At 60.9% G+C, this 24,712-nt stretch carries 22 protein-coding genes and 1 tRNA gene; 6 read left to right on the forward strand and 17 right to left on the reverse strand.

What is annotated here, in order from left to right:
* The first annotated feature begins 105 nt into the window (after positions 1 to 105).
* Both KHP07_RS12400 and KHP07_RS12405 read left to right on the forward strand, forming a co-directional pair.
* On the forward strand, positions 106 to 1,374 hold the full coding sequence (locus tag KHP07_RS12400) for an aspartate aminotransferase family protein (protein WP_214497265.1): 1,269 nt from the start codon (positions 106 to 108) through the stop codon (positions 1,372 to 1,374).
* Positions 1,375 to 1,559: 185 nt separating this feature from the next.
* Positions 1,560 to 1,718: a YqaE/Pmp3 family membrane protein gene (locus KHP07_RS12405; protein ID WP_003194776.1), complete on the forward strand. Its 159-nt coding sequence runs from the start codon at positions 1,560 to 1,562 to the stop codon at positions 1,716 to 1,718.
* A 5-nt stretch (positions 1,719 to 1,723) separates the two neighbouring features.
* On the opposite strand, the gene pqqE is transcribed toward KHP07_RS12405, so the two are convergent.
* The 10 genes from pqqE to KHP07_RS12455 form a co-directional block, all read right to left on the reverse strand.
* Complete coding sequence (pqqE, locus tag KHP07_RS12410; protein ID WP_078050443.1) at positions 1,724 to 2,854, reverse strand: pyrroloquinoline quinone biosynthesis protein PqqE; 1,131 nt, start codon at positions 2,852 to 2,854, stop codon at positions 1,724 to 1,726.
* Positions 2,847 to 3,122, reverse strand: a complete 276-nt coding sequence (gene pqqD / locus KHP07_RS12415; protein ID WP_015886196.1) for a pyrroloquinoline quinone biosynthesis peptide chaperone PqqD — start codon at positions 3,120 to 3,122, stop codon at positions 2,847 to 2,849. Before pqqD ends, pqqE begins: the two co-directional genes overlap by 8 nt.
* Positions 3,119 to 3,871 carry a pyrroloquinoline-quinone synthase PqqC gene (pqqC, locus tag KHP07_RS12420; RefSeq protein WP_214497266.1) on the reverse strand — a complete coding sequence of 251 codons (753 nt, stop codon included), beginning with the start codon at positions 3,869 to 3,871 and terminating at the stop codon, positions 3,119 to 3,121. The genes pqqD and pqqC overlap by 4 nt, the downstream gene beginning before the upstream one ends.
* Before the next feature lie 11 nt (positions 3,872 to 3,882).
* Entirely contained in the window at positions 3,883 to 4,794 is a 912-nt protein-coding gene (gene pqqB / locus KHP07_RS12425; RefSeq protein WP_032883902.1) for a pyrroloquinoline quinone biosynthesis protein PqqB, read from the reverse strand.
* Positions 4,795 to 4,860: 66 nt separating this feature from the next.
* Entirely contained in the window at positions 4,861 to 4,935 is a 75-nt protein-coding gene (gene pqqA, locus KHP07_RS12430) for a pyrroloquinoline quinone precursor peptide PqqA (protein ID WP_003194766.1), read from the reverse strand.
* Between the two features lie 159 nt (positions 4,936 to 5,094).
* Positions 5,095 to 7,443: a pyrroloquinoline quinone biosynthesis protein PqqF gene (gene pqqF, locus KHP07_RS12435; RefSeq protein WP_214497267.1), complete on the reverse strand. Its 2,349-nt coding sequence runs from the start codon at positions 7,441 to 7,443 to the stop codon at positions 5,095 to 5,097.
* Between the two features lie 48 nt (positions 7,444 to 7,491).
* Complete coding sequence (locus KHP07_RS12440; protein WP_214497268.1) at positions 7,492 to 8,286, reverse strand: carbon-nitrogen hydrolase family protein; 795 nt, start codon at positions 8,284 to 8,286, stop codon at positions 7,492 to 7,494.
* A gap of 10 nt (positions 8,287 to 8,296) precedes the next feature.
* A complete protein-coding gene (locus tag KHP07_RS12445; RefSeq protein WP_099493332.1) occupies positions 8,297 to 9,979 on the reverse strand; it encodes a flavin monoamine oxidase family protein in 1,683 nt (560 codons plus the stop codon).
* 167 nt (positions 9,980 to 10,146) lie between these two features.
* Complete coding sequence (locus KHP07_RS12450) at positions 10,147 to 10,593, reverse strand: Lrp/AsnC family transcriptional regulator (RefSeq protein WP_010206997.1); 447 nt, start codon at positions 10,591 to 10,593, stop codon at positions 10,147 to 10,149.
* A 39-nt stretch (positions 10,594 to 10,632) separates the two neighbouring features.
* Positions 10,633 to 11,502, reverse strand: coding sequence for a LysR family transcriptional regulator (locus KHP07_RS12455; protein WP_214497269.1), 870 nt, complete (start codon positions 11,500 to 11,502; stop codon positions 10,633 to 10,635).
* A 113-nt stretch (positions 11,503 to 11,615) separates the two neighbouring features.
* On the opposite strand from KHP07_RS12455, the gene KHP07_RS12460 reads away from it, so the two are divergent.
* Entirely contained in the window at positions 11,616 to 12,041 is a 426-nt protein-coding gene (locus KHP07_RS12460) for a VOC family protein (protein ID WP_214497270.1), read from the forward strand.
* A gap of 45 nt (positions 12,042 to 12,086) precedes the next feature.
* Here KHP07_RS12460 and KHP07_RS12465 read toward each other — a convergent pair.
* The 5 genes from KHP07_RS12465 to rpsU all read right to left on the reverse strand — a co-directional run bounded on the left by KHP07_RS12465 (position 12,087) and on the right by rpsU (position 20,596).
* A tRNA-Ile gene (locus tag KHP07_RS12465) sits at positions 12,087 to 12,163 on the reverse strand.
* Positions 12,164 to 12,179: 16 nt separating this feature from the next.
* Positions 12,180 to 15,923 carry a bifunctional diguanylate cyclase/phosphodiesterase gene (locus tag KHP07_RS12470; protein WP_100492012.1) on the reverse strand — a complete coding sequence of 1,248 codons (3,744 nt, stop codon included), beginning with the start codon at positions 15,921 to 15,923 and terminating at the stop codon, positions 12,180 to 12,182.
* A 121-nt stretch (positions 15,924 to 16,044) separates the two neighbouring features.
* Positions 16,045 to 17,895, reverse strand: a complete 1,851-nt coding sequence (gene rpoD, locus KHP07_RS12475; RefSeq protein WP_034109669.1) for an RNA polymerase sigma factor RpoD — start codon at positions 17,893 to 17,895, stop codon at positions 16,045 to 16,047.
* Positions 17,896 to 17,962: 67 nt separating this feature from the next.
* A complete protein-coding gene (dnaG, locus tag KHP07_RS12480) occupies positions 17,963 to 19,936 on the reverse strand; it encodes a DNA primase (RefSeq protein WP_078050435.1) in 1,974 nt (657 codons plus the stop codon).
* 444 nt (positions 19,937 to 20,380) lie between these two features.
* The gene (gene rpsU / locus KHP07_RS12485) at positions 20,381 to 20,596 is read right to left on the reverse strand and encodes a 30S ribosomal protein S21 (protein WP_002551877.1); all 216 of its coding nucleotides are present in this window, start codon (positions 20,594 to 20,596) and stop codon (positions 20,381 to 20,383) included.
* Positions 20,597 to 20,798: 202 nt separating this feature from the next.
* Here rpsU and tsaD point away from each other — a divergent pair, with 202 nt between their 5' ends.
* Positions 20,799 to 21,824 (forward strand): tRNA (adenosine(37)-N6)-threonylcarbamoyltransferase complex transferase subunit TsaD, encoded by a 1,026-nt coding sequence (gene tsaD, locus KHP07_RS12490; RefSeq protein WP_078050434.1) that lies wholly within the window; start codon positions 20,799 to 20,801, stop codon positions 21,822 to 21,824.
* 33 nt (positions 21,825 to 21,857) lie between these two features.
* Here the strand turns inward: tsaD and plsY are convergent, their stop codons facing one another.
* Positions 21,858 to 22,427, reverse strand: a complete 570-nt coding sequence (plsY, locus tag KHP07_RS12495; protein WP_078050433.1) for a glycerol-3-phosphate 1-O-acyltransferase PlsY — start codon at positions 22,425 to 22,427, stop codon at positions 21,858 to 21,860.
* Between the two features lie 74 nt (positions 22,428 to 22,501).
* Here plsY and folB point away from each other — a divergent pair, with 74 nt between their 5' ends.
* Together folB and folK are read left to right on the forward strand one after the other, a co-directional pair.
* Positions 22,502 to 22,855, forward strand: coding sequence for a dihydroneopterin aldolase (folB, locus tag KHP07_RS12500; RefSeq protein WP_099493044.1), 354 nt, complete (start codon positions 22,502 to 22,504; stop codon positions 22,853 to 22,855).
* Positions 22,846 to 23,364, forward strand: coding sequence for a 2-amino-4-hydroxy-6-hydroxymethyldihydropteridine diphosphokinase (gene folK, locus KHP07_RS12505; protein WP_214497271.1), 519 nt, complete (start codon positions 22,846 to 22,848; stop codon positions 23,362 to 23,364). The genes folB and folK overlap by 10 nt, the downstream gene beginning before the upstream one ends.
* 58 nt (positions 23,365 to 23,422) lie before the next feature.
* Here the strand turns inward: folK and KHP07_RS12510 are convergent, their stop codons facing one another.
* Entirely contained in the window at positions 23,423 to 24,652 is a 1,230-nt protein-coding gene (locus KHP07_RS12510; protein ID WP_214497272.1) for a multifunctional CCA addition/repair protein, read from the reverse strand.
* Positions 24,653 to 24,712 lie beyond the last annotated feature (60 nt).

The following is a 24,712-nucleotide window of genomic DNA, read 5'->3' on the forward strand; positions in this document are numbered from 1 at the left end:
GAACAGCGTTTATGTTGATAGCGTTTACATAGGCAAGGCAAACAATTTCCGGCCAGGGCACAGGGTGTCTACCGACCAAGGTCCGGTTGCCAGCGGGGGTGAGGTGTGAACCTGTTCAATATGCGCCGTCCCGCGCCGAGCCTCGACGACCTGATCCTCGATACACCAGGCGACAGTCCTTCCAGCGAATCGCTGATGCCCACAGTGGCGCGGCCGGCTCAAGTGTTTGTGCGCGGCCAGGGCTCCTGGCTGTGGGACAGCGACGACCGCGCTTACCTGGACTTCAGCCAGGGCGGCGCAGCCAACAGCCTCGGCCACAGCCCACAGGTGTTGATCAAGGCCTTGGCCGATCAGACCCAGGCGCTGATCAATCCGGGTAGCGGCCTGCATAACCGCACCCAACTCAACCTCGTTGATCGCCTGTGCCACCGCACCGGCAGCGACCAGGCGTACCTGCTCAACAGCGGCGCGGAAGCCTGCGAAGCGGCGATCAAGCTGGCGCGCAAATGGGGGCAACTGCATCGCGGTGGCGCCTACCGCATCATCAGCGCGAGCAGTGGTTGCCACGGCCGCAGCTTTGCGGCGATGTCGGCGTCGGCGAGTGAGCGTGGCAATCGTTTTGAACCGCACCTGCCGGGCTTCAGCCATGTGCCCTTCAATGACCTGCCAGCGCTGCATGCGGCAGTCGATGCGCAAACCGTTGCGATCATGCTTGAGCCGATCCAGGGTGAGGCCGGCGTGGTCCCCGCGACGGAGCACTATCTCAAAGGGGTCGAGCGCCTGTGCCGCGAATTGGGCATCCTGCTGATCCTCGACGAAGTGCACACCGGCATTGGCCGCTGCGGCACTCTGCTCGCCGAGCAGCAATACGGCGTACGGGCTGACATCATCACCCTGGGCAAAGGCCTGGGCGGCGGCGTGCCCCTGGCGGCGCTGCTGGCACGCGGCAAGGCCTGCTGTTTCGACGTGGGCGAACTGGATGGCACCCATCATGGCAATGCGCTGATGGCGTCAGCCGGGGTTGCTGTGCTCGATACCGTTTTGGAGCACGGCTTCCTGGAGCAAGTGCGTGAGTCCGGCCTTTACCTCGGCGAAGGCCTGGCCCGATTGGCCTACCGCTACGACCACGGTCAATTGCGCGGTCACGGCCTGATGTGGGGCCTGACGTTGTCGGATGATTCGGCGCAAGCCGTCGTAAAAGCTGCCCTGCACGAAGGCCTGATCATCAATGCCCCGCAACCTGACTGCCTGCGCTTCACCCCGGCCCTGACCGTGAGCAAAAGCAACATCGACGAAATGCTCCTGCGCCTGGCCCGCGCCTTCTCCCGCGTACGCACTGCACAGCTGCAGTGCCGCAAGGGCATCGCCGTTTAACGCCCTATTCCTGAACCGTCTCGCGGACTACGCGGCGCCTCCGGCCTGATTCTTTTGGCTGGGGGCGTTTTTTTGTCTGCGCAACAACGATGGATGGCCCAACGCCAGATCCCACTGAACCCTCACGAACGCCCAAGGTCGATTAGCTACACGGCTCACACGAGCCGATTTTTTGGAGCTTACCCATGGACATCATTCGTATCATCATCGCCATTCTGCTGCCGCCACTGGGTGTGTTCCTGCAAGTGGGTTTCGGCGGTGCGTTCTGGCTGAATATTCTGCTGACCCTGTGCGGTTACTTCCCAGGCATCATCCACGCCGTGTACATCATCGCCAAGCGCTGAGGCGTTCAGCCTTTTGCGATGAGCCGTGAGTTGCGCTCATTGCGAAAGGCCAGTTGCTCGATGGTCTGGGTGGCATGTTCGGCCTCTTCCCGCGCTTGCAGGATGATGCCGTGCTGCTCGGACTTGCTGCACACCGGGTCGGCATTGCTCGCATCCCCCGTGAGCATGAAGGCCTGGCAACGGCAGCCGCCGAAGTCCTTCTCTTTTTCATCGCACGAACGGCACGGCTCGGGCATCCAGTCGTAGCCACGAAAGCGGTTGAAGCCAAACGAGTCGTACCAGATGTGCTGCATGCTGTGCTCGCGCACGTTGGGAAATTGCACCGGCATCTGACGGGCGCCGTGACAGGGCAGGGCGGTGCCGTCTGGTGTTACTGTCAGAAAGATACTGCCCCAGCCGTTCATGCAGGCTTTCGGGCGCTCTTCGTAGTAATCCGGTGTAACGAAGATCAGCTTGCACGGGTGGCCTTCAGCTTCGAGCTTGGCGCGGTATTCGTTGGTGATGCGTTCGGCGCGCACCAGTTGTTCCTGGGTTGGCAACAAGCCCACACGATTGAGCTGCGCCCAGCCGTAGAACTGGCAGGTGGCGAGTTCGACAAAGTCCGCCTCAAGCGCAATGCACAGCTCGATGATGCGGTCGATCTTGTCGATATTGTGCCGATGGGTGACGAAGTTCAGCACCATCGGGTAGCCGTGCGCCTTCACCGCGCGGGCCATTTCCAGCTTTTGCGCGAAGGCTTTTTTCGAGCCGGCCAGCAGGTTGTTCACCTGTTCGTCGCTAGCCTGAAAGCTGATCTGGATATGGTCGAGCCCGGCCTTCTTGAAGTCGCTGATCTTCTGCTCGGTGAGGCCGATGCCGGAGGTGATCAGGTTGGTGTAGAACCCCAGCTTGCGGGCCTCGGCGATCAACTCGGCAAGGTCCTGACGCACCAGTGGCTCACCGCCAGAAAAACCCAACTGCGCGGCACCCATCTCGCGGGCTTCGCGAAACACCTTGAACCACTGCTCGGTGGTCAGCTCCTTGCCCTGTTCGGCAAAGTCCAACGGGTTGGAGCAGTACGGGCACTGCAACGGGCAGCGGTAGGTCAGCTCGGCCAGCAACCACAGCGGCAGGCCGATGGCTGGCTTCTCAGGCAAGGGTGATCCAGTGCTCAGCACGGGCGACCTCCATGAATTGCTCGATGTCTTCGCCGAGCTCCGGCACGCCAGGGAATTGTTTATCCAGCTCGGCGATGATCGCCGCCACGTCGCGCTCGCCGTCGATCAAACCACCGATCAGCGCGGCGCTGTCATTGAGCTTGATCATGCCCTCGGGGTAGAGCAGCACATGGCCCTTTTGCGCGGGCTCGTACTGATAGCGATAGCCCTGGCGCCAGGTCGGTATTCTGCTGCGATCAAAGCTCATAGGGTGATCCCTTTATGCCACACCCGCTGCTCGGTCACGCTGTGATACGGCGGGCGTTTGAGTTCGTAGGCCATGCTCATGGCATCCAGCATGCTCCAGAGGATATCGAGTTTGAACTGGAGAATTTCCAGCATGCGTTCCTGGCCTTCGCGGGTGGTGTAGTGCTGCAGGGTGATCGCCAGACCGTGTTCCACATCGCGGCGGGCCTGGCCGAGGCGGGTACGGAAATATTCGTAGCCGGCAGGGTCGATCCACGGGTAATGCTGCGGCCAACTGTCGAGGCGCGACTGGTGGATCTGCGGCGCGAATAGCTCTGTCAACGAGCTGCTGGCGGCTTCCTGCCAGTTGGCGCGGCGGGCGAAGTTGACGTAGGCATCCACGGCAAAACGCACACCGGGCAATACCAGTTCCTGGGAGCGCAGTTGGTCTGGGTCGAGGCCCACCGCTTGGCCCAGGCGCAGCCAGGCTTCGATACCGCCGTCCTCACCGGGGGCGCCATCGTGATCGAGCAAGCGCTGGATCCACTCGCGGCGGATCTCGCGGTCCGGGCAGTTAGCCAGAATCGCGGCGTCCTTGAGCGGGATGTTCACCTGATAATAGAAACGGTTGGCGACCCAGCCCTGGATCTGTTCGCGGGTCGCGCGGCCTTCGTACATCGCCATGTGGTACGGGTGATGGATATGGTAGAAGGCGCCCTTGGCCCGCAGGGCTGCTTCGAATTCGGCGGTGGTCAATGGCGTGTCAGTCATGTCGGTCGCTCCTACAATTCAATGCTCATGCCGTCGTAAGCCACTTCGACATTGCGCCGCACCAGTTCCGCTCGCTCGGGGGAGTCTTCATCGAGGATCGGGTTGGTGTTGTTGATGTGGATGAGTACTTTGCGCTGCTCGGGCAACTGTTCCAGCACTTCCAGCATGCCGCCGGGGCCGTTTTGCGCCAGGTGGCCCATCTCGCGGCCGGTGCGGGTGCCGACGCCACGGCGCTGCATTTCATCGTCATCCCACATCGTGCCGTCCACCAGCAGGCAGTCGCTGCCGGCCATGATCTCCAGCAGCGGCGCGTCGACCTTGCCCAGGCCTGGGGCGTAGAACAGTTTGCCGCCAGTGCGCAGGTCTTCGACGATCAGGCCGATGTTGTCGCCGGGGTGCGGATCGAAGCGGTGCGGCGAGTAGGGCGGTGCGGCGCTGCGCAGTGGCAGCGGGGTGAAGCGCAGGTTCGGGCAGGCCGGGATGGTGAAGCTGGCGTCCAGCTCGATGCGGTTCCAGGCCAGGCCGCCGTTCCAGTGGGTGAGCATGGTGAACAGCGGGAAGCCGGTGCTGAGGTCTTCATGGACCATGTCGGTGCACCACACCTGGTGCGGGCAGCCTTCGCGCAGGCTCAACAGGCCAGTGGTGTGGTCGATCTGGCTGTCCATCAGGATGATCGCGCTGATGCCGGTATCCCGCAGGGCGCGCCCGGGTTGCATCGGTGCGAAACCCTGGAGTTGCGCGCGGATATCCGGTGAGGCATTGCACAGCACCCAGTTCACGCCATCGTCGGAGATCGCGATGGACGACTGGGTACGCGCCTGGGCCCGCAGGCTGCCATCACGAAAACCCGCGCAGTTCACGCAGTTGCAGTTCCACTGCGGGAAACCACCGCCGGCGGCGGAACCTAGAATCTGGACAAACATGGCAGCTCCATCAAGCTCAAAACAAAAACGCCCCGGGCGAACCGAGGCGTTGTATTACCCAGCGGATTAACGGCTGGCGAAGTACATGGTGACTTCGAAACCGATGCGCAGATCAGTGTAAGCAGGTTTGGACCAGGTCATATTCTTACTCCTACGAAGGGATGGGACGTTTACTACCAAGTAATACATATAGTCCACCTCCAGTCGGAGATGTTCAGATGTGTGCGTAGGAATGTTACTCAATTCTTTTCAAGTTAGCGCTGTCTTGGTGGAAAAAGCCTTTTGCAGGGGCGGCAATGATCAGCCTGCCGTTTGCCAGATGGTCGAAAGGCGCGGGCCGTTGGCCACGCAACGCCAACCGCCCGCGGCGTCGTTCAATTGCTGGGCGGCAAGCTGCAAGGCTTCCCGTGTACAGGTTTGGATATGAGTGCGCAGGTGCGCCAAATACCCCGACGGATGGCCCGCCAGGTGGGCGTGCCACAGCAGTTCGGCGGCTTGGGCGTTGGGCAGTGTTTGCGCCGAGAACTGCTGCGCCAAGGCCTGGTTGCCCAAGTCATCGAGGCTGTCGATCAGTGCCGGCAATTGCTGGAGGAAGGTGTGCAGGTGATCAGCGATGCCTTCGAGGGACACGCTGGGGGACTGCACACCCAATAGCAGGCCGGTCTGGCCGTTTATCTGTCGGATGCCGCTGAATACGGCGTAGCCGATTTGCAGCTCCACGCGCAGGCGCTGGTAGAACGGCCCCTGGAGCAGATGGCCGAGTAGTCGCCATGCGGCCTCGTCCGCCAGGGACTGGCTGGGTGCCGGGCAAAACAGTAGCAATGCGGCTTCGGTTGAGTCGGTATGCACCTCATGCCAGATACGTTGGCCGCTGAGGGGCGGCGCGACCGAAGTGAGGCTCGCGGGTTGCCCCGGTAGACGAGCCGCTGCGGTTTTGATCGCGGCTTCATGCGCGGCAGAGAAGCCCAGCCCCAGGCCTTGCCAGCGCGCGGTGGCCCAGGATGCCGGTTCGGGCATGGTCGAGGTGCAGCAAGCGGGCAGCGCCTTGAGCAAGGTTCGGATGGCAATCATGGGCGGCGAGACGGCTGGGGCGGCGTGCGGTTCGCTCAGGCTCCGCGCCAATACCTCCAGCATGGTTGGAATGGGTTCCTGTAGCCCGACCATCTTCACCAGCTCGTGGCTACCCAGGCATTCGAACGACACATCAACGCCCGCCTGACGAGCATTTTCGCGCAGCGACTGCACGGCGCTTTCCAGCCCGGACGGCGCAGACTGCCATTGCAGATACAGCGCACCTTCATCGCTGTCGGCCGCCACTGCCTGGCTGAACGCCAGCGCCGATACCTCACGACGCCCGCGGGAGCGATCCTGGGCGAAGGTGCGCAACCCTCGGTGGGCGCTGGTCTGTCCGCGAATCAGGCCGGCGCGCTCTTCCTGCACCGGTGGGCGCAGGAATGGATTGTTCGGCGGCAGTTGCCACGTGTGCCCGGAGGGCGGCAGGTGCAGTGTGTCGAGCAGACTCTTGAGGGCGATGACCGCCTGTTCCGACAGTGCCTCGCTGTCGTGCCGAGCCAGTGCCAAGGCGCCTAGGGTCTGTTGTTGGCGAGCGGCCAGCAGGGCAAATTCTTCGCGCAAGGCAGCCCAGTCGCTGTGTGCGAAAAAACTCAACCAGTCGTGCAGCATCGCCTCGACCTGCGTCGCCGATCCTGCGGGATTATTGAGTGTAAAGTCGATATCCAACACCGCCTGCCCGGCGAAGTGATACAGCACCGAAGCCTGCAGTGCACTGCCCAGTTGCCGAATTTTCAGTTCAGCCAGCAGCCCGCCGGGTGCCGGGGCGTTGAGCCAAGTGCAGAGAAATTCCAGTGCTTCACGCGGGGCGTTGCAGGTGATGACGTGGTGCAGTTGATCATCGGCGATGTGCTGATAGCGCTGCGCTTGCCCCTGCATCAATGCCGGGGGCGCGGATTGTGGGCGTAGAGGCCCTGAGGTCAGTTGTTCACTGAACCGTTGTGCCAAGGCTTCCAGCTCCTCCAGCGGCAATGGGCCGGCGAGGCTCAAGGTCATCTGCCCGCTCTGATAAAACTGCGCGTGGAATTCTCGCAAGGCCTGCTGAAAGGTCTCACGCTCCACCGGCAGGCTGTCGCGGTTGCCCGCATGAAAACCCCGCAGCGGGTGGTCCGCCGCCAGCCCTTCCAGCAACGCGACCTGCTGTTGTGCCTTGGCATCCTGGGCCCAAGCCACATACTCAGCGTGCAGCACTTCGCGCTCGCGCAGTTGATCCTCCAGGGTCAGGCGTGGGTGGGTGAGCATGTCCACCAACCGCTCCAGTCCACCGGCAAACGTTGCGACCGGCAGTTCAAAGAAGAAATCCGTGGTGCGCTCACGGGTGCTGGCATTGACCTGGCCCCCATGACGTTGCACGTAGGCCATCAACCCTTCGTCTGTGGGAAAACGTTCGGTTCCGAGGAACAACAGATGCTCGAGGAAATGCGCCAGCCCCGGCCACTCCGGCGGCACGTCATGGCTGCCAGCTGCCACCCTTAGCACGGCTGCGCACCGCTTCAAACGCGGCGCGTGCTGCAAGGAAACCCGCAAGCCGTTGGCCAGGGTCAGGTGAAGAGGATGAGGGTGGGCCGGCGCAGGCATGGGCACTTCCGAAACGTAGAATGTGCCTATGCTAACAAACCGGCTGGATCAGGGCTTGTGCAGCGCGCCGTATAACTCAGGGCGACGGTCTTGCAGGTAGTGATTGGCAGCGCGGGCGTCGAGGATCGACTGGCGATCAAGCTCTCCGACGATCAGCGCTTCATCCAGGCCCGCCTGTGCAATGCGCTGGCCATTCGGCGCGGCGATGCTGCTTTGCCCGCAGTACTGGATATCGCCTTCGTGCCCGCAGTAATTGGCGTAGGCCACATAACATTGGTTTTCAAAGGCCCGCGCCCGCACGGTCACATCGGCGACAAAGTCGAACGGCACCATATTGGCCGTGGGCACCAGGATCAATTCGGCACCTGCGAGGGCCAGGCGCCGGGTGTTTTCCGGGAACTCCAGGTCGTAGCAGATCAGGAAACCCAGCTTCCAGCCGTTGAGCTCCACCAGCGGGAAATCATTGTCGCCGGCGCTGAACATCGAATGGTCCAGATCACCAAACAGGTGTGTCTTGCGGTAGTTGCACACGCGCTGGCCGTGGGCGTCGATCAACTGCACGGCGTTGTAGATCTGGCCATCTTCGGCCCGTTCCGGGTAGCCGTACAGAATTGCCAGCCCGGCGCTTTTGGCCAGTTCGCCAATCGCCTGCGCCGACGGCCCGTCCTGTGCCTCGGCCAAGGCGCCAACGGCTTCGGCGCCGATGTTGTAGCCGCTCAGGAACATCTCCGGCAGCACCAGCACATCGGCGCCGGACGCCTCATGCGCCAGTTGATGCAGGCGCTTGAGGTTGCCGGCCACATCTAAAGGCAGCGGTGGGCATTGGTACAGGGCGACACGCATGTTCAACTCCTTAATCCGCCAGGGCGATCGGCCCGATTTCATCGAATACATCCCCCGGCCCCGGGTTCTCCGGGTGAGTGCTGCCGCCGAAGTGAGTCATGATGCCCCATACCGCGTTCAGCGAGGTTTGCACCGCGCCCTCCACCCACGCAGGAGTCCAGGACACATCATCACCGGCGATAAAGATTCCGCGTTGCTCGGCGGGCATGTCCTTTTGCATGAAGTGCGCATACATGCGCTGGTTGTAGCGATAGTGGCCCGGCAGCGCGCCCTTGAAGGCGCCGAGGAAATGCGGGTCCGCTTCCCAGGACACGGTGATCGGGTCACCGATGATGCGCGCCTTGATATCGACTTTCGGGTAGATCTTTTTCAGTGCGTCGAGGGCCAGCTTCACGCGCTTGTCGATGGGCTGTGGCAGCATTTTCAGGGCGTCGCTCATCCACGAGTAAGACAGGCAGATCACCCCTGGCTTGTCGTCACCGTTATCGAACAGGTAGGTGCCACGGGTCAGGCGATCGGTGAGGGTCATGCTCATCAAGTCGCGCCCGGTTTCCGGGTCTTTGTCTTTCCAGAACGGGCGGTCGACCATCACGAAGGTTTTAGATGACTGCATGTAACGCGTGCGGTCGAGGGCCATCCACATTTTTTGCGAGAACAGGGTCTCGTCGCATTCGATCTGGGTGGTCAGCAGCCAGCTCTGGCAGGTGGTCAGCACCGCGGCGTATTCGCGGGTGTCGCCGTAGTTGTCGGTGACCGCAAAGCGGCCATCGGCGGCGTGGGCAATGCGTTTCACGCCGGCGCGCGGCGCGCCGCGGTGCAGCGAACTCAGGCTGGTGCCGGCCGGCCAGTGGGCGCATCGCTCCGGGACATGGCGCCAGATGCCCATTGGCACTTGTGCCACGCCACCGACCACCAGGTGTTGGTGGTCGTCGCAGTTGGTCATCACCACGCGGAAGATTTCCAGCATCGAGTTGGGGAAGTCCGAGTCCCAGCCTCCCGTGCCGAAGCCCACTTGGCCGAACACTTCGCGGTGCAGAAACGACAGCTTGGCGAACGCCTTGGAGGTGGCGACGAAGTCGTAGAAGGTGCGGTCGTCCCACAGCGGTACCAGCTTGTTCCACAGCGCTTTGAGGCGCGGCACGTCGCGGTCACGGATGGCTTGCTGGATATCCCCGAACTGCGAACCGGCTTCCAGGGCATCCGCCCAGGCGTCAGCCACTTCCTGGAACAGGGCTGGCAAGTCGGAGAGTTTTTCGGCGTAGTGGGTCTGGCCTTCGAGGTCGATCACCGTGCTGCCGGACGCTGGCGTCAGCGGGTTGGGGAAGGGTTTGGTTTCCAGGCCGAGCTTGTCCACATAGTGGTAGAAGGCGGTCGATGACACTGGGAAGCGCATGCCACCCAGCTCTGCGATGATGCCTTCGGCGCCTTCGAAAGTTTGCGAGCGCAGGCGGCCGCCCATTTTAGAGGCTTCGTACACCACCGGCTTGAGGCCCAGTTTCATCAGTTCGTAAGCGGCCACCAGGCCCGCAATCCCGGCGCCGACGATCGCCACTTCGGCGCCGTGGTTGGCGGCGGGGATGCTGCCCAGGCCGGCCGGGTGTTCGATCCAGTCATCAAAGGCAAACGGAAAGTCCGGGCCAAAAATGGTGATGGGTTTCTTGCCGTCGGCGGGGTGGCGATTGGTCTTGCTGATGGTGCTGGACGGAATGCTCATGGCTGACCCTTACTGGCGACCTGGCGGGCGTGACCCGCTGAGTATAGGAAAAGATGGCAGCCAGTTTAGGGAGCGTAGCGTTCGTTAATAAGACGCAATGTGTCGTCGGATTGATCTGTTTTTAGTCGAAATGACGAACATGTTGATCAGATTGGCTGACCGCGATCCAATTTGTTACTCAGGATGATCGATGTAGTGGTTTTCTCCACCCCGTCCACGCTGCCGATTTGGTCCAGCAACTGGTCCAACTGTTCGGGCGAATCCGTGCGCAGCCAAGCGACGTAATCGAACTCGCCACTCACCGCGCACAACTGCTGCACCTGTGCCATCGCACTCAACCTTCGCAACACTTCCTTGCCCGAGCGCGCTTGTACGGTGATCCCGACGTAAGCCTGCAGACCACCATCGACCACGCGTTGCCCAAGGCGCACGCCATAACCGGTGATCACCTGGGTTTTCTCCAGGCGTGCCAGGCGTGACGTCACCGTGGTGCGCGCGATGCCCAACTGCCGGGCGAGCATGGCCACGCTTTCGCGGGCGTTGATCTGCAGGGCGGCGATCAGTTGGCGATCAATTTCGTCTAGGGCGGGCAAGGCGAGGGCTCCGATAAGGGGGGGCAGTGTGCGTGCATCTTACAGGCTGGCATCGGCGAGCAGGCAGCGGGTAAACAGTTGCGGTACGGGGAGGTGGTGTTGGCTGTAGCGACTGAGCAGGATGATTTCGCGGTGAAAAGTCAGGCTGCCCAAGGGGATGATTCGCACATTGGGCGAGCGCTCCAACCACAACCCAGCCTGAGGAATCAGCGACACGCCCAGGCCGCACTCGACCATCTTGACGATGGCTTCCAGCTCATCCAGCTCCAGCGCCATCTGTACATCCAGCTTCTGTTCACGCAGGAAACGGCTGACCAACCGACCGCCAAACGACGCACGGTCGTAACGCACATGGGGCTGTGTCGCGAGCAAATGCAAAGGGTCATCGCCGGTCAGTGCATGAGGCACGACCAGCGCAAATGGCTCCTTGCGCAGTACCTGTACGTGCAACTCCTTGGGCAAATCAAAGGGCGGTCGAATGATGATGGCCGAGTCCAATTCGCCAGCGTCCACCCGGCTCAACAGCTCCAGGGAAACGCCCGGTATCAACTTGCACTCCACCGTCGGCGCCGCCTGACGCAAACGCACCAGCGCCTGGGGCAGCAGGCCGGTCTGCGCGGTGGTGATGGCGCCCACTTTCAGTTCGCCCCGGTACTCGTTGGCATCCACGGGCACGGCCATGCGATTGAAGGTTTCCAGGATCTCCCTGGCCAACGGCAAGGCCCGCAAACCGGCTGCATTCAACGTGGCCTGGCGCCCGGTACGGTCGAACAACTGCGCGCCAAGCGCCTGCTCCAATTGACGAATCTGCGCACTGACCGCCGACTGCGTCAGCCCGATATGCATGCCCGCCGACGCAAACGTGCCGTGACGGGTTACCGCAATAAAGGTTTTCAATTCGCGCAGCATGGGCGTCTCGATTGATCGAAATAATTTGAGCTCGGCGCAAAAACTATCGTCTTTTCATCGCCAGGAGCAAGGCTAAACTCGGGGGGACTTAATGCCCACAGAGGTTTGACCTGATGACACTCGCACCTTTTCACCTGGCAATTCCGGTATACGACCTCGCCGCTGCGCGGCATTTCTACGGTGAAGTCTTTGGCCTTGAAGAGGGGCGTTCCAGCGAACACTGGGTAGATTTCAACTTCTTCGGGCATCAGTTGGTCATTCACGAACACCCGAAAACCGCCTCCCAGGAGTCAGCCCACACCAACGCGGTAGACGGCCATAACGTGCCCGTGCCGCATTTTGGCGTGGTGCTGGGCTGGGAAGATTGGCAGGCCTTGGCAGAACGTCTGCGGGCCAGGGAAACCCGTTTTGTGCTGGAGCCGCACATTCGCTTCAAGGGGCAGGTGGGGGAGCAGGCGACGTTGTTTCTGTTTGATCCATGCGGGAACGCGCTGGAGTTCAAGGCATTCCGGGATATTGGGCAGTTGTTTGCGAAGTGAGACTGCCAGACACACGAAAGCCGCGCATTGCGCGGCTTTCTTGTTTGGTGGGCCCACACGGACTTGAACCGTGGACCAAAGGATTATGAGTCCTCTGCTCTGACCAACTGAGCTATAGGCCCTGTAACAGGTCGCGGATTATAACGATGGTTTCCCCGCTGTGCCATCCGAAAAATCCTCAATGCTCATACGAAGAAACGTCGCGGCAAAAAGCTCCGGTGGTAACGGCAGGCTGACGATGTAGCCTTGCATCTGTTCACAGCCTTCGGCGGCCAGGAAGGCTTGCTGTGCGGGGTTCTCCACGCCTTCGGCGATGATGGTGAATTGCATGCTGTGGCCCAGTGCGATGATGGCGCGGACGATGGCGGCATCGTGGGGGTCATCAGGCAGGCCGCGGACGAAGGATTGGTCGATCTTGAGGAAGTCCAGCGGCAAGCGCTTGAGGTAGCTGAGGGAGGAGTAGCCGGTGCCGAAATCGTCGATGGCCAGTTGCACGCCCAGGTCCTTGAGTTGGTGCAGGACTTCCAGCGCTTCTTCGGCCTGGCTCATGATGAAGTTTTCGGTGATCTCCAGTTGCAGGCAGCCAGGGTCTAGTCGGTAGTCGCGCAGTAGCTGTTCGATGCGACCGAGCAGGCCGGGGTGGCGCAGTTGGGCGCCAGCCAGGTTCACCGACAGCGGGCCGAAATCGTCGAACGTGCCTTGCCAGGCGTGCAGTTGTTGGCAGGCCTGTTCCAGTACCCAGTCGCCGATTTGCAGGATCATGCCGTTCTCTTCGGCCAGGGCAATGAAGTGTTCGGGCGGCACGTCGCCAAAAGTGGGATGGCGCCAGCGGATCAGCGCTTCGGCACCGATCAGTGCCTGGGTCTCCAGGCTCAGTTTCGGCTGGTAGTACAGGCTCAGTTCGTCGCGCTCGATGGCGCGACGCAGTTCATGTTCGAGTGCTACGCGTTCGTTGGCTTGGGCGGTGAGGTCGCGGGTATAGCTTTCGACGCGGTTGCGCCCTTTGGCCTTGGAGCGGTACATCGCGGCGTCGGCGTTCTTGACCAGGGTGGCGACGTCGGTGCCGTCCTGGGGGTACAGGCTGGTGCCGATGCTGGCGCTGATAAAGAACTCATGCTCACCGGCCTGGAACGGCGGCGTGAAGCAGGCCAGCAGTTTATTGGCCAGGTACTGGGCGTCGCTGGCGTGTTGCAGGCCGGGGAGCAGGATGATGAACTCGTCGCCGCCCAAGCGAGCGACGGTGTCGATGTCGCGCAGTTGTTCCTTGAGGCGTACGGCGATGTCTTTAAGCAGCAGGTCACCGATCGGGTGGCCGAGGCTGTCATTGATGTGTTTGAAGCGATCCAGGTCCAGAAACAGCACGGCGCCTTGCTTGCCGGTTTCTTGTTGCCCGTTGAGAGCCGCCTGCAGCCGGCTTTCAAACAGCGTGCGGTTGGGCAGGCCGGTCAAGGGGTCGTGGTGTGCCTGGTAGTCGAGGCGCGCCTGGGCGAGCTTGAGGCTGGAGATGTCGGCAAACACCGCGACAAAGTGGGTGACCAGGTGTTCTCGGTTGCGCACGGCACTGATCGTCAACCAGCTTGGGTACAGCTCGCCGTTCTTGCGGCGGTTGGAAATCTCGCCCTGCCAGTGACCCTGCGCGGTCAACTGGTGCCACATGGCGGCGTAGAAGGCGCTGTCATGCAGGCCGGAGGCTAGCAGGCGAGGGGTCTGGCCGAGGGCTTCGGTTTCGCTGTAGCCGGTGATCTCGCTGAAGGCACGGTTGACGGCGCTGATGTTCTGCTGGGTATCGGTGATCAATACGCCTTCTGCCGTGCTCTCGAACACGGTGGCGGCTTGTTGCAGTTTTTCCTGCATCAGTTGGCGCTCGGTGATGTCCCGCGCGATGGTCAGCATGCAATCGTCGTCGCCGATCGGCAGCGGGCGGCTGGACAGCTCACAGAGGCGAATCTGGCCATCGCTGCGGCGTATATGGCAGACGAAGTCGCGCACAAAACCATCGCGCTGCATCAGCTCGAGCATGTGTTTGCGTTCATTGAGATCGACCCAGATGCCCAGGTCCAGCGTCGATTGGTCGAGGGAGGCCGCGCTATTGATGCCGGTAATCCGACTGAAGCCATCGTTCACTTCAATCAACAGGCCATCGCGCTGTCGGCTCAGCAGCAAGCCGTCGGGGGAGGCGTGGAAGGCCTTGGCGAACTTCTCTTCGGAGGTCTGCAGCTGTTGCTGGGTTTCCTTGAGCTGAGTGATGTCGCGAACCACCACCACAATGGCTTCAACGGTATCGAGTTGAAACGGCTCGGCGGAAATCAACCCGGTGAAGGCTTGGCCATTGCTGCGCAGAAAGGGCATTTCCAGGTTGCGGATGCTGGTGGTCTGCACCCGTTGCAGCAGGTCCGGCCCCACGCCCTGGATACCCCAGATATTCAATTCGGTAGCGGTTTTGCCCACCACTTGTTCGGCCTTGAGACCTATCTGGTCCTCGAATGCCTTGTTGACCTCCAGCAGGCAGCCATCGGACAGGCGTGCAATCACTAACATGTCCGGGCATTGCTGGAATACCGAGGCGAATTTCTGCTCGGACAGCTGCAAGGCTTCCTCGGTGCGCTTGGCTTCGCTGATATCGATCATCAAGCCGCGCAGTACCGGCTCATGGCCGTGTTCGATCAGGCTGACGATGTCGCGCACCCACAGGCAGCGGCCGTCGGCGGTGATTACGCGGTAATCGATGCTGTGGTCGCGGTTGGCGCGGGTCTCGCGGTAGCAATAGGCTTCGGTGCGCGTCAGGTCGGCCGGGTGAATGATGTTGCGCCAGAAGCCCGGAATCAGCCAATGCGCACGGGGATAGCCGAGTAACTCCTCGGCATGCGGCGACACGTAGCTGTAGGTGAAGTCGGTGACACTGGCTTCCCAGGCGATAGCGGACAGGCTCTCCACCAATCCGCGATAGTGGTATTCGCTGCTGCGCAACTCCTGTTCTAGGGCGACGCGGCGGGAAATTTCCGAGCTGAGCCGGCGATTGATCCGAATCACTACGGCCAATACGGTGCTCAACAGCAGCACGGCGGGCAGGCCGTATATCAGCAGGTCCGCCCAGAACGTGCGATGGTCGGTAAAGCTGCCGACCCAATGTTGCTGGATCGCGTCGGTTTCCTCCGGGCTGAGGTCGGCCAGTACCTTGTCGAGGATGCCCACGAGCATCTTGTTGTCGCGCGGTACTCCCATCGCCAATTGGTAGCGGTAGGGCGTTTCGCCGCTGACGTACAAGCCGTCGAGCTTGAGTTGGCGCAGGCTCCACACACTTGAGGCGAGGTCGCCGACCACCGCATCCACTTCATCGGTGGCCAGGGCCTGCAGCGTCGAGCTGACGTTGGGCATGGCCACCAGGTTGAGATCGGGATGATGGGTGCGCAGCAGTTCATGGGGGGCGTAGTTTTCCACCACGGCAATCTTCAAGCCGTAGAGGTCCTTCAGGGTGCGCGGTTTGGCGCCGCCTTCATGGGCCAGGATGACGATGGGAAAGTCCAGGTACGGGCGAGTGAACGCCATGTAGCCCTGGCGTTCGGGCGTAGACATGATGCCGGGCAACAGGTCGAGCTGGTTGTTGCGGGCTTGCTCCAGCACGGCGCTCCAGTTAACTGGCTCGATCAACTTGACCCGCACACCCAGGCGATCCTGGATCAGGCGCACGTAATCGGCCGCCAAGCCTTGGTAGCGACCCTCTTCGTCACGGTATTCAAAGGGTGGCCAAGAGGCGTCCACCCCCAAGCGCAACTCCTGATGGTCCGCCAGCCAGCCACGCTCATCATCGCTAAGAGTCAACGCGCCAGCCGTTGCGGTCCAGGTCAGCAGCGACAGCAGTAACACGGCCGGCAGTCTGGGCATAACGGTCTCGTTATGGCACGGGGAATGTTTCGAGTGTAGACGGGCATTGCGGGGGAGGGGTGTTGCTTGGGATTTTATCTGTAGAAAGCAAAACCCCCGGCCTGGGCCGGGGGTTCTGTTATCACTCGTCGAGGAAGGAGCGCAGATGCTCGCTTCGCGTCGGGTGGCGCAACTTGCGCAGCGCCTTGGCTTCGATCTGACGGATCCGCTCACGGGTCACGTCAAACTGCTTACCGACTTCCTCAAGGGTGTGGTCGGTATTCATGTCGATGCCGAAACGCATGCGCAGTACCTTGGCTTCACGGGCAGTGAGGCCGGACAGTACGTCACGAGTCGCTTCTTTAAGGCTCTCAACGGTGGCGACATCGATTGGCGACTGCATGGTCGAGTCTTCGATGAAGTCACCCAGATGGGAGTCTTCGTCATCACCAATCGGGGTTTCCATGGAGATCGGCTCTTTAGCGATCTTCAATACCTTGCGGATTTTATCCTCAGGCATTTCCATGCGTTCGCCCAGCTCTTCCGGGGTCGGTTCGCGACCCATTTCCTGCAACATCTGCCGGGAAATGCGGTTGAGCTTGTTGATCGTCTCGATCATGTGCACCGGAATACGGATGGTGCGAGCCTGGTCGGCGATCGAGCGAGTGATCGCCTGACGGATCCACCAGGTGGCATAAGTCGAGAACTTGTAGCCGCGACGGTATTCGAACTTGTCCACCGCTTTCATCAAGCCGATGTTGCCTTCCTGGATCAGGTCGAGGAATTGCAGGCCACGGTTGGTGTACTTCTTGGCGATGGAGATCACCAGACGCAAGTTGGCTTCTACCATCTCTTTCTTCGCGCGGCGGGCCTTGGCCTCACCGATCGACATACGACGGTTGATGTCCTTGATCTCGGCAATCGTCAGACCGGTTTCGGTCTCAAGCGCGGTCAGCTTCTGCTGGCAGCGAATGATGTCCGGCTGCAGGCGACCAATGGCTTCGGCGTATTTTGCCTTGCCCTTGGCCAGTGCGTCGGTCCAGCTTTCGTCTACTTCGTTGCCCGGGAACTGGCGCAGGAAGTCGGCACGCGGCATGCGCGCATCACGGACACAGAGCTGCATGATCGCACGCTCTTGTGCACGCAGACGCTCAAGGGCGCTGCGAACACGCTCAACCAGGCCTTCGAATTGCTTCGGCACCAGCTTGATCGGCATGAACAGCTCAGCCAGGGCCAACAGCTCGGCAATCGCCTGCTTGTTGCCACGACCGTGCTTTTTCAGCGCCTTGCGGGTGATTTCCATTTGGTCGGAAACCGCACCGAAACGCTGGGCAGCGATGATCGGGTCTGGACCGCTTTCAACTTCGTCTTCATCGTCGCCGCTGGCTTCAGCGTCGTCGTCTTCGGAGTCGTCGTCGGCTTTTGCAGCCTTGGCATCGACAGGCGGCGGCACTTCGGCGGCAGGCGGCGCGATGCCGTCGTCCGGGTCGATGTAACCACTCAGGACGTCGGACAGACGGCCACCTTCGGTGGTAACGCGGGTGTACTCGGAGAGAATATGGTCAACCGTGCCAGGGAAGTGCGCAATTGCGCCCATCACTTCACGGATGCCCTCTTCGATACGCTTGGCGATTTCGATTTCGCCTTCGCGTGTCAGCAGCTCGACGGTACCCATTTCACGCATATACATGCGCACAGGGTCGGTGGTACGACCGATATCGGTCTCCACAGCAGCCAGCGCGGCAGCCGCTTCTTCAGCGGCAGCCTCGTCGGTATCGGCGTCCGCCAGCATAAGGGAATCCTTATCTGGCGCAGCTTCGAATACGTTGATCCCCATGTCGTTAATCATGCGGATGATGTCTTCCACCTGCTCTGGATCTGAAATATCCTCAGGCAGGTGGTCGTTGACCTCCGCGTAAGTCAGGTAACCCTGCTCACGACCGAGAACGATCAACTCTTTGATACGAGACTGCTGTTGCGCTTTTCCGGACATAACACCCTATCCACTGAAGGTCTTGGCGGGCAAAAAACAAGCCGAGGATTATACCCGAGCTATGACCTCACACGCCAGCTGAGGTCGGGTTTGATGCGGAAACATTCTGTTTTAAGAGGTCGCGCATCTGTTTTGCTATCTGAATTTGCTCTTCAGCCGATAATCCCGGCTGCCTTGCTCTCTTGATGAGTTCATCGAGGGTCTGCGTGTGCTGACCCGCGGATAACCTAGTAATGGTGTCTAAAAACTGTTGTTCAAGGTTATCGCCGTCAATTAGCCACTCCTTTTCTGCGAGGGCTTTCAATAACCGGCCTTGTTCGGTGCCATGCCAACGCGCCATCAACTGAATTGAGTTTAGCTTAGGATTTTTCTGTACCGCCTCGATCAAGGCGATCAGCACCTGGGCGTAGGTATTGCTCTCGTTGGCAAAGTGATCGGCGCTCTCGACCTTTTCCGCTAGTTGCGGGTGGTGGATGAGCGTGCGCAGCGCAATCAATGTCGGCGCTTCCACAGCAACCGGGGTGCGTGGGGCATAGGCCTCATCGCCGTCACCGCGCTTGCCGTTTTTGCTCCAGGGTTTCTTGTCCCATTTCTTGCCGCCGGCGCCGGGTTTCTTCGGCGTCCATTCCTGCTGGGGCGCGTAGGCTTCCTGCGGTTGATGGAAGTCGGAATAGTCCGGCATGGCGTCGTAATCCATGCCTGGGTCGTAGGCCGGTGGCGCTGCATCATGGGGTGCGTTGTGCACCAGCTGGCTGACGGCTTCACCGCTAAGCCCAGTGATTTCCAGCAAGCGCATGCGCATCAACGATTTCAGGTTGGCGCCGGGTACTTTGTCGATCAGCGGGGCGGCGAGGGTGGCCATGTGGGCCTTGCCCTCGAGGGAGCGCGGGTCGGCTTCTTCGGTCAGTTGCTGGAAGAAATAGTCTGCCAGCGGCTGTGCGTGTTGATTGATGCGCGCGCGAAACGCGTCGGTGCCTTCGGAGCGCACCAGGGTGTCCGGGTCTTCGCCTTCGGGCAGGAACAAAAAGCGCGCGCGACGGCCGTCCTGCAGGCTCGACAGCGTGGCCTCCAGCGCACGCCAGGCAGCGTTTCGGCCCGCCTGGTCGCCGTCAAAACAGAACAGCACACTGGGCACCACGCGAAACAGGCGTTTCATGTGCTCTTCGCTGGTAGCGGTGCCGAGGGTGGCGACGGCGTTGCGCAGGCCCTGTTGGGCGAGCGCGATCACGTCCATGTAGCCTTCAACCACGATGATCTCATCGAGGTTGCGGTTGTTCTTGCGCGCTTCGAACAGGCCGTAGAGTTCCTGGCCTTTGTGGAACACGGGGGTTTCCGGCGAGTTCAGGTACTTGGGCTTGTCGTCCCCCAGCACGCGGCCACCAAACGCGATGATGCGGCCCCGGCTGTCGCGGATCGGGAACATCACGCGGTCGCGGAATCGGTCGTAGCGCTTGCCGGTCTCGGCGTTTTCCACCAGTAGGCCTGCGTCGATCATGGCTTTTTGCTGGAGAGTGTCGCTGCTCAGGTGCTTGTACAGGTTGTCCCAGCCGGGTGGAGCGAACCCCAGCCCGAAATCGCGGGCGATCTCACCCGTGAGGCCGCGACCCTTGAGATAGTCGACGGCTGCCTTACGTTGCGGATGGCTTTTAAGCGCCTGACGGTAGAAGTCGGCAGCGGCAGTCAGCAACGGGTACAGCGGCGAATCCGTGGGTTGCCGCGGTTTGTGCGGGCGCCCACTTTCTTCGCGAGGGATTTCCATGCCGGCGGCTTTTGCCAGTTCCTCGACGGCCTGGGGGAAGTCCAGGTTGTCGTGGTCCATGATGAAGCCGAGGGCATTGCCGCCCGCGCCGCAACCGAAACAGTAGTAGAACTGCTTGTCGGGGCTCACGCTGAACGACGGGGTCTTTTCCTTGTGGAACGGGCAGCAGGCGGTGTAGTTCTTGCCAGCCTTCTTCATTTGCACGCGCGAGCTGACAACATCGACGATGTCGGTGCGGTTCAGAAGGTCGTCAATAAAGCTCTGGGGAATCAGCCCGGCCATGGCGTTCTCGTCATCACTGCGTGTAAATGAGGGCCCGTGAAGTGTTCAAGCGCACGTATCGAGTGCTCGAGCATCTAGCGACTGCATGGGGTGTACGGAAGTGTATCTGCCGAATATTCACTGACGTTAATTTCTGATCAGTTATCGGTGTGGAAATGTTGCCCCAGCGTCCGGTCTTGGCCATTGGCGGGCCTCGGATACGCTTCGATAGGCACAGTCGACACAGTGGGTCGCCTGTTTACAGAATGAGTGTGCTCGTCAGTAGCCTTGTTAGGCTCGTCAGAAGAGACGTGCACCGCTGGCAAAAAGCCAGTCCTGACGTGTGAAGCAGTTGTCTCGGTCGCGTGTGCGGCGTCAACAGTGAAGCATCAAGCGATATCCGCAAATGCCAATAGCCCGGCTGAGGGCCGGGCTTGGCAGAAGCTTGCTACAGACGTCTGTGTATTAGTACAGACGAACGGCGCGGCGCTGTTCGCGCTGAACTTTCTTGGCGTGACGCTTAACAGCGGCTGCTGCTTTACGCTTACGCTCAGAAGTAGGCTTCTCGTAAAATTCGCGGCTACGAACTTCAGCCAGTACACCGGCTTTTTCGCAGGAGCGCTTGAAACGACGCAGAGCTACGTCGAAGGGTTCGTTCTCTTTAACTTTGACGGCTGGCATCCAGAGCTACCTTCTTTCATTACCGGGATCAACGTTCTCGTCGCAAAAAATTCGCGGCTGAGGTCGTCGGTTTTTAAGGGTTGCGGATGTTAACCCCTCATTGCCCGGAATGCAAAGCCTCTGATCGAAAACCGCTAGTCGGGAGGGGGAGTGGCGACTATTATGCGCGCCTTCGAATTCAGCCTCTACAAGGCGCAAACCCATGCTAGTACTGGGACTTGAAACCTCCTGCGACGAAACCGGTGTCGCACTTTACGACAGTGAACGCGGGCTCTTGGCCGATGCGCTGTTCAGCCAGATCGACCTGCACCGTGCCTATGGCGGCGTGGTGCCGGAGCTGGCCAGCCGTGATCACGTCAAGCGTATGCTGCCCCTGATTCGCCAGGTGCTGGATGAGGCCGGCTGCGTGCCGACCGAAATCGACGCCATTGCCTATACCGCCGGGCCTGGATTGGTTGGAGCCCTGCTGGTGGGGGCCTCTTGCGCCCAGGCGCTGGCCTTTGCCTGGGGTATTCCGGCCCTCGGTGTGCATCATATGGAAGGCCATTTACTGGCGCCGATGCTGGAAAAAACACCGCCACAGTTCCCGTTCGTCGCTTTGTTGGTTTCGGGCGGCCATACGCAGTTGGTTCAGGTGGATGGTATCGGTCAATACACCCTTTTGGGTGAGTCCCTGGATGACGCCGCCGGGGAAGCTTTCGACAAGACCGCGAAGATGATGGGCCTCAATTATCCAGGCGGACCGGAAATCGCCCGTCTCGCCGAAAGGGGTGTTGCCGGTCGCTACACCTTCCCGCGCCCGATGTGTGATCGCCCCGGCTTGATGTTCAGCTTCAGCGGCTTGAAAACCTCCGCGCTGAACACCTGGCAGCAGAGCGTCAGCGCCGGGGACGACAGTGAGCAAGCCCGTTGCGACATCGCACTGGCGTTCCAGCAGGCCGTGGTGGAGACTTTGACCATCAAGTGCAAGCGCGCCCTGAAACAGGCGGGTATGAAGCGCCTGGTGATCGCAGGCGGCGTCAGCGCCAACAAGGCCTTGCGCAGTTCACTGGAAAAAATGCTCGGCGACATGAAAGGCGATGTGTTTTACGCGCGGCCCGAGTTCTGCACCGACAATGGCGCGATGATCGCCTACGCCGGTTGCCAGCGCCTGCAGGCCGGGCAGCATGAAAGCCTGGCGATCAGCGTGCAGGCGCGCTGGCCGATGGAGCAATTGTCGCCGCTGTAACGCCGTAACGTGGGCCGGGCTCAGCGAACGTATTTAAAAATGCCGTTCGCGCCCGGCAAACAGGTCGCGTAAATTGCCCCGGTGGCGCCAGACGATCAACAGTGTCAGTACGCTCATCGGCAGCAATGCCGCCGGTTCCTGCCAGGCCAGTAGCGGCAGGGTGAGCGGAGTGGCGATCAGCGCGGCGAGTGAGCTGGTGCGGGTCAGGTAGAACGTCAGCAGCCAGGCGAGAACGGCCAGCAACGCTGCCGGTGGGTAAATCCCCAGCAACATGCCGGCAGCCGTGGCGACGCCTTTGCCACCGCGAAAGCGGAAGTACAGTGGAAACAGATGGCCCAGGACCGCGCATACGCCGATCCAGGCCTGTTGTTGCAGGGTAAGGCCGGCGAGGCTGGCGATCAGCACGGGCAACAGGCCCTTGCAGACGTCACCCAAAAGCGTCAGTACGGCGAGCTTCTTGCCGGCCAGGCGCAACATATTGGTGGCGCCGGCATTGCCTGAGCCACTCATTCGCGGGTCGGGATTTCCCGTCAGGCGGCTGAGCAAGATGGCGAAGGACAGCGAGCCGAGCAGGTAGGCGAAAACCGCCAGTGACCAAAACATGCTAACTATTCCGGGCGAGGACGCCCTGATTCTAACGGGGCATCGCGCCCTTGTCGTGCTGCGGAGAAGAGTGCTTGGACAGAGTGTTTATCGAAGGCCTGGAAGTCGACACCGTCATCGGGGCCTACGACTGGGAGCGCGGAATCCGCCAATGCCTGCGCCTGGACCTGAGCTTCGCCTGGGATAATCGCCCGGCCGCCGCTGGTGACGACCTGACCTTGGCGCTGGATTACGCCAGTGTGTCCGCCCGTATCCAGGCGTTTGCCGAACAGTCCCAGTTCCAACTGGTGGAAACCTTTGCCGAGCGCCTGGCCGACGTGTTGATGAGTGAATTCCAGATTCCCTGGTTGCACCTCAAACTGACCAAGCCAGGCGCCGTGCCGGCTGCCAAGGGCGTGGGCGTGGAGATCGAGCGCGGATGTCGCTAACTCAGGTTTACCTAGGCCTAGGCAGCAACATCGAGCGTGAGCGGCATCTGTGCGCCGGTCTGGACGCGTTGGCGAGTTTCCTGACGGATGTGCGTTGTTCGCCGGTGTTCGAAAGCCAGCCAGTGGGTATCAAGAGCGGGCCGTTCTTCAACCTGGTGGTGTCGGCCTACACCGATCTGCCGTTGATGGAGCTGGATCGCCGTTTGAAGTTCATCGAGGCCGACAATGGCCGCTACGCGCCGGATCGCAAGGGGCTGCCGCTGGATATAGACGTGCTGTTGTATGGCGATCTAGTGGGCAATTTCGATGGTTTGGTGCTGCCGCGTGCAGAGATCCTGAAGAACGCGTTTGTGCTGTGGCCGCTGTCGCTGATGGCGCCCGGGCGCTTACACCCTGAAGTGGGCAAGAGCCTGGCTGAGCTGTGGCGCGACGCGCAGATTGACCAGGTGCTGGCGCCTGTCGCGTTTGAATGGCAGGGCCAGCCACTCACGCCAAACATTCTCCTGTAGGCGTCCGGCTTGCCGGCGATGGCGTTCTTGAGGTCGCTATCGCCGACAAGCCGGGCGCCTACAGTGCGTGGTGTTCTTTGTAGATTTTTAGGGCCTTGAGCCGTTCGCGCTTGAGGGCCTCGCCCAGCTCAGGGCCTTTGAAACCCTTCTCCAGTAAGGGGGCAACCGCCACTTCGCGAGCGGCCTTCGCGGCCCCACGCAAATAATCCGCTTGTGGATAACTTCTTTGCTCCAGCCCTTTGCGGCCTCGGGCGTCCATCTCGCAGGCGACCACAAACTCTTCAAAGCGCTGTGGCCGACGATACACGTCAAAGCTCTGCAGCAATTCCAGCAACGTCGAGGCTCTTAGCTCAAGTGCCCGATGGCCGTGAGTGTGGTATTGGCCCACCAGCAACGCCAATTCCTGGCAATCCTTCGGTACTTTGAAGCGTTCATTGACAGCCTTGATCAGCTCCAAACCCCGGTGTTCATGGGCAATGTGCTGCGGCAACTTATCCACAGGTGTCGTGCCTTTGCCCAGGTCGTGAAGCAGGCAGGCCCAACGCACAGTCAGCGGCTGCTGGTGGAGTGCAGCCTGTTCCAACACGCTCAAGGTGTGCAGGCCGGTATCGATTTCCGGGTGATGAACTGCGGGTTGCGGTACACCAAAGAGTGCATCGACCTCGGGCATCAAGGTTTTCAGCGCATTACAGTCGCGCAGTACCTGGATGAACACCTGAGGCTGGTCCTCCATCAGTGCCCGGGATATTTCTTTCCAGCTGCGCTCAGGTGTCAGGGCTTCCAACTCGCCGGATTCGCTGAGTTGACGCATGAGTTCCAGCGTTTCCGGCGCGACGGTAAAACCCAAGTGCGCATAGCGCGCAGCAAAGCGCGCGACTCGCAGTACACGTAATGGATCTTCGGCGAACGCCGGGGAAACGTGGCGCAGAATGCGTGCTTCAAGATCACGCTGGCCATGGTAGGGATCGGTCAGGTTGCCGTCGTCGTCTTCCGCCATCGCATTGATGGTCAAGTCGCGACGGATCAGGTCCTCTTCCAGGGTAACTTCGGGGCTGGCATGAAACACAAAGCCGCCGTAGCCGCGGCCGCTCTTGCGTTCGGTACGGGCCAAGGCGTATTCGTCGCCATTTTTAGGGTCCAGGAATACCGGGAAGTCTGAGCCCACAGGCTTGAAGCCCCTGGCCAGCATCTCCTCGGTGGTTGCGCCCACGACGACGCGGTCGATGTCGGTGACCTTGATGCCCAGCAGGCGGTCACGCACGGCACCGCCGACTTTGTAGATTTTCATGAAAAAGCCTCCATTAGCGCCACAGGATACCGCCTGTGCCTGGCCAATGGAGGCTTTGCT

It is taken from the genome of Pseudomonas sp. VS40, assembly GCF_018587885.1.
Classification (GTDB): Bacteria; Pseudomonadota; Gammaproteobacteria; order Pseudomonadales; family Pseudomonadaceae; genus Aquipseudomonas; species Aquipseudomonas pergaminensis.

Bases quoted from the DNA above. Each gene is read 5' to 3' on its own strand.
- folK (WP_214497271.1), top strand. From the start codon at position 22,846: ATGTCGCTAACTCAGGTTTACCTAGGCCTAGGCAGCAACATCGAGCGT.
- KHP07_RS12470 (WP_100492012.1), bottom strand. From the start codon at position 15,923: ATGCCCAGACTGCCGGCCGTGTTACTGCTGTCGCTGCTGACCTGGACC.
- pqqB (WP_032883902.1), bottom strand. From the start codon at position 4,794: ATGTTTGTCCAGATTCTAGGTTCCGCCGCCGGCGGTGGTTTCCCGCAG.
- dnaG (WP_078050435.1), bottom strand. From the start codon at position 19,936: ATGGCCGGGCTGATTCCCCAGAGCTTTATTGACGACCTTCTGAACCGC.
- pqqC (WP_214497266.1), bottom strand. From the start codon at position 3,871: ATGACTGACACGCCATTGACCACCGCCGAATTCGAAGCAGCCCTGCGG.
- rpoD (WP_034109669.1), bottom strand. From the start codon at position 17,895: ATGTCCGGAAAAGCGCAACAGCAGTCTCGTATCAAAGAGTTGATCGTT.
- tsaD (WP_078050434.1), top strand. From the start codon at position 20,799: ATGCTAGTACTGGGACTTGAAACCTCCTGCGACGAAACCGGTGTCGCA.
- KHP07_RS12510 (WP_214497272.1), bottom strand. From the start codon at position 24,652: ATGAAAATCTACAAAGTCGGCGGTGCCGTGCGTGACCGCCTGCTGGGC.
- KHP07_RS12455 (WP_214497269.1), bottom strand. From the start codon at position 11,502: ATGCTGCGCGAATTGAAAACCTTTATTGCGGTAACCCGTCACGGCACG.
- KHP07_RS12460 (WP_214497270.1), top strand. From the start codon at position 11,616: ATGACACTCGCACCTTTTCACCTGGCAATTCCGGTATACGACCTCGCC.
- plsY (WP_078050433.1), bottom strand. From the start codon at position 22,427: ATGTTTTGGTCACTGGCGGTTTTCGCCTACCTGCTCGGCTCGCTGTCC.
- pqqF (WP_214497267.1), bottom strand. From the start codon at position 7,443: ATGCCTGCGCCGGCCCACCCTCATCCTCTTCACCTGACCCTGGCCAAC.
- pqqD (WP_015886196.1), bottom strand. From the start codon at position 3,122: ATGAGCTTTGATCGCAGCAGAATACCGACCTGGCGCCAGGGCTATCGC.
- rpsU (WP_002551877.1), bottom strand. From the start codon at position 20,596: ATGCCAGCCGTCAAAGTTAAAGAGAACGAACCCTTCGACGTAGCTCTG.
- KHP07_RS12405 (WP_003194776.1), top strand. From the start codon at position 1,560: ATGGACATCATTCGTATCATCATCGCCATTCTGCTGCCGCCACTGGGT.
- KHP07_RS12440 (WP_214497268.1), bottom strand. From the start codon at position 8,286: ATGCGTGTCGCCCTGTACCAATGCCCACCGCTGCCTTTAGATGTGGCC.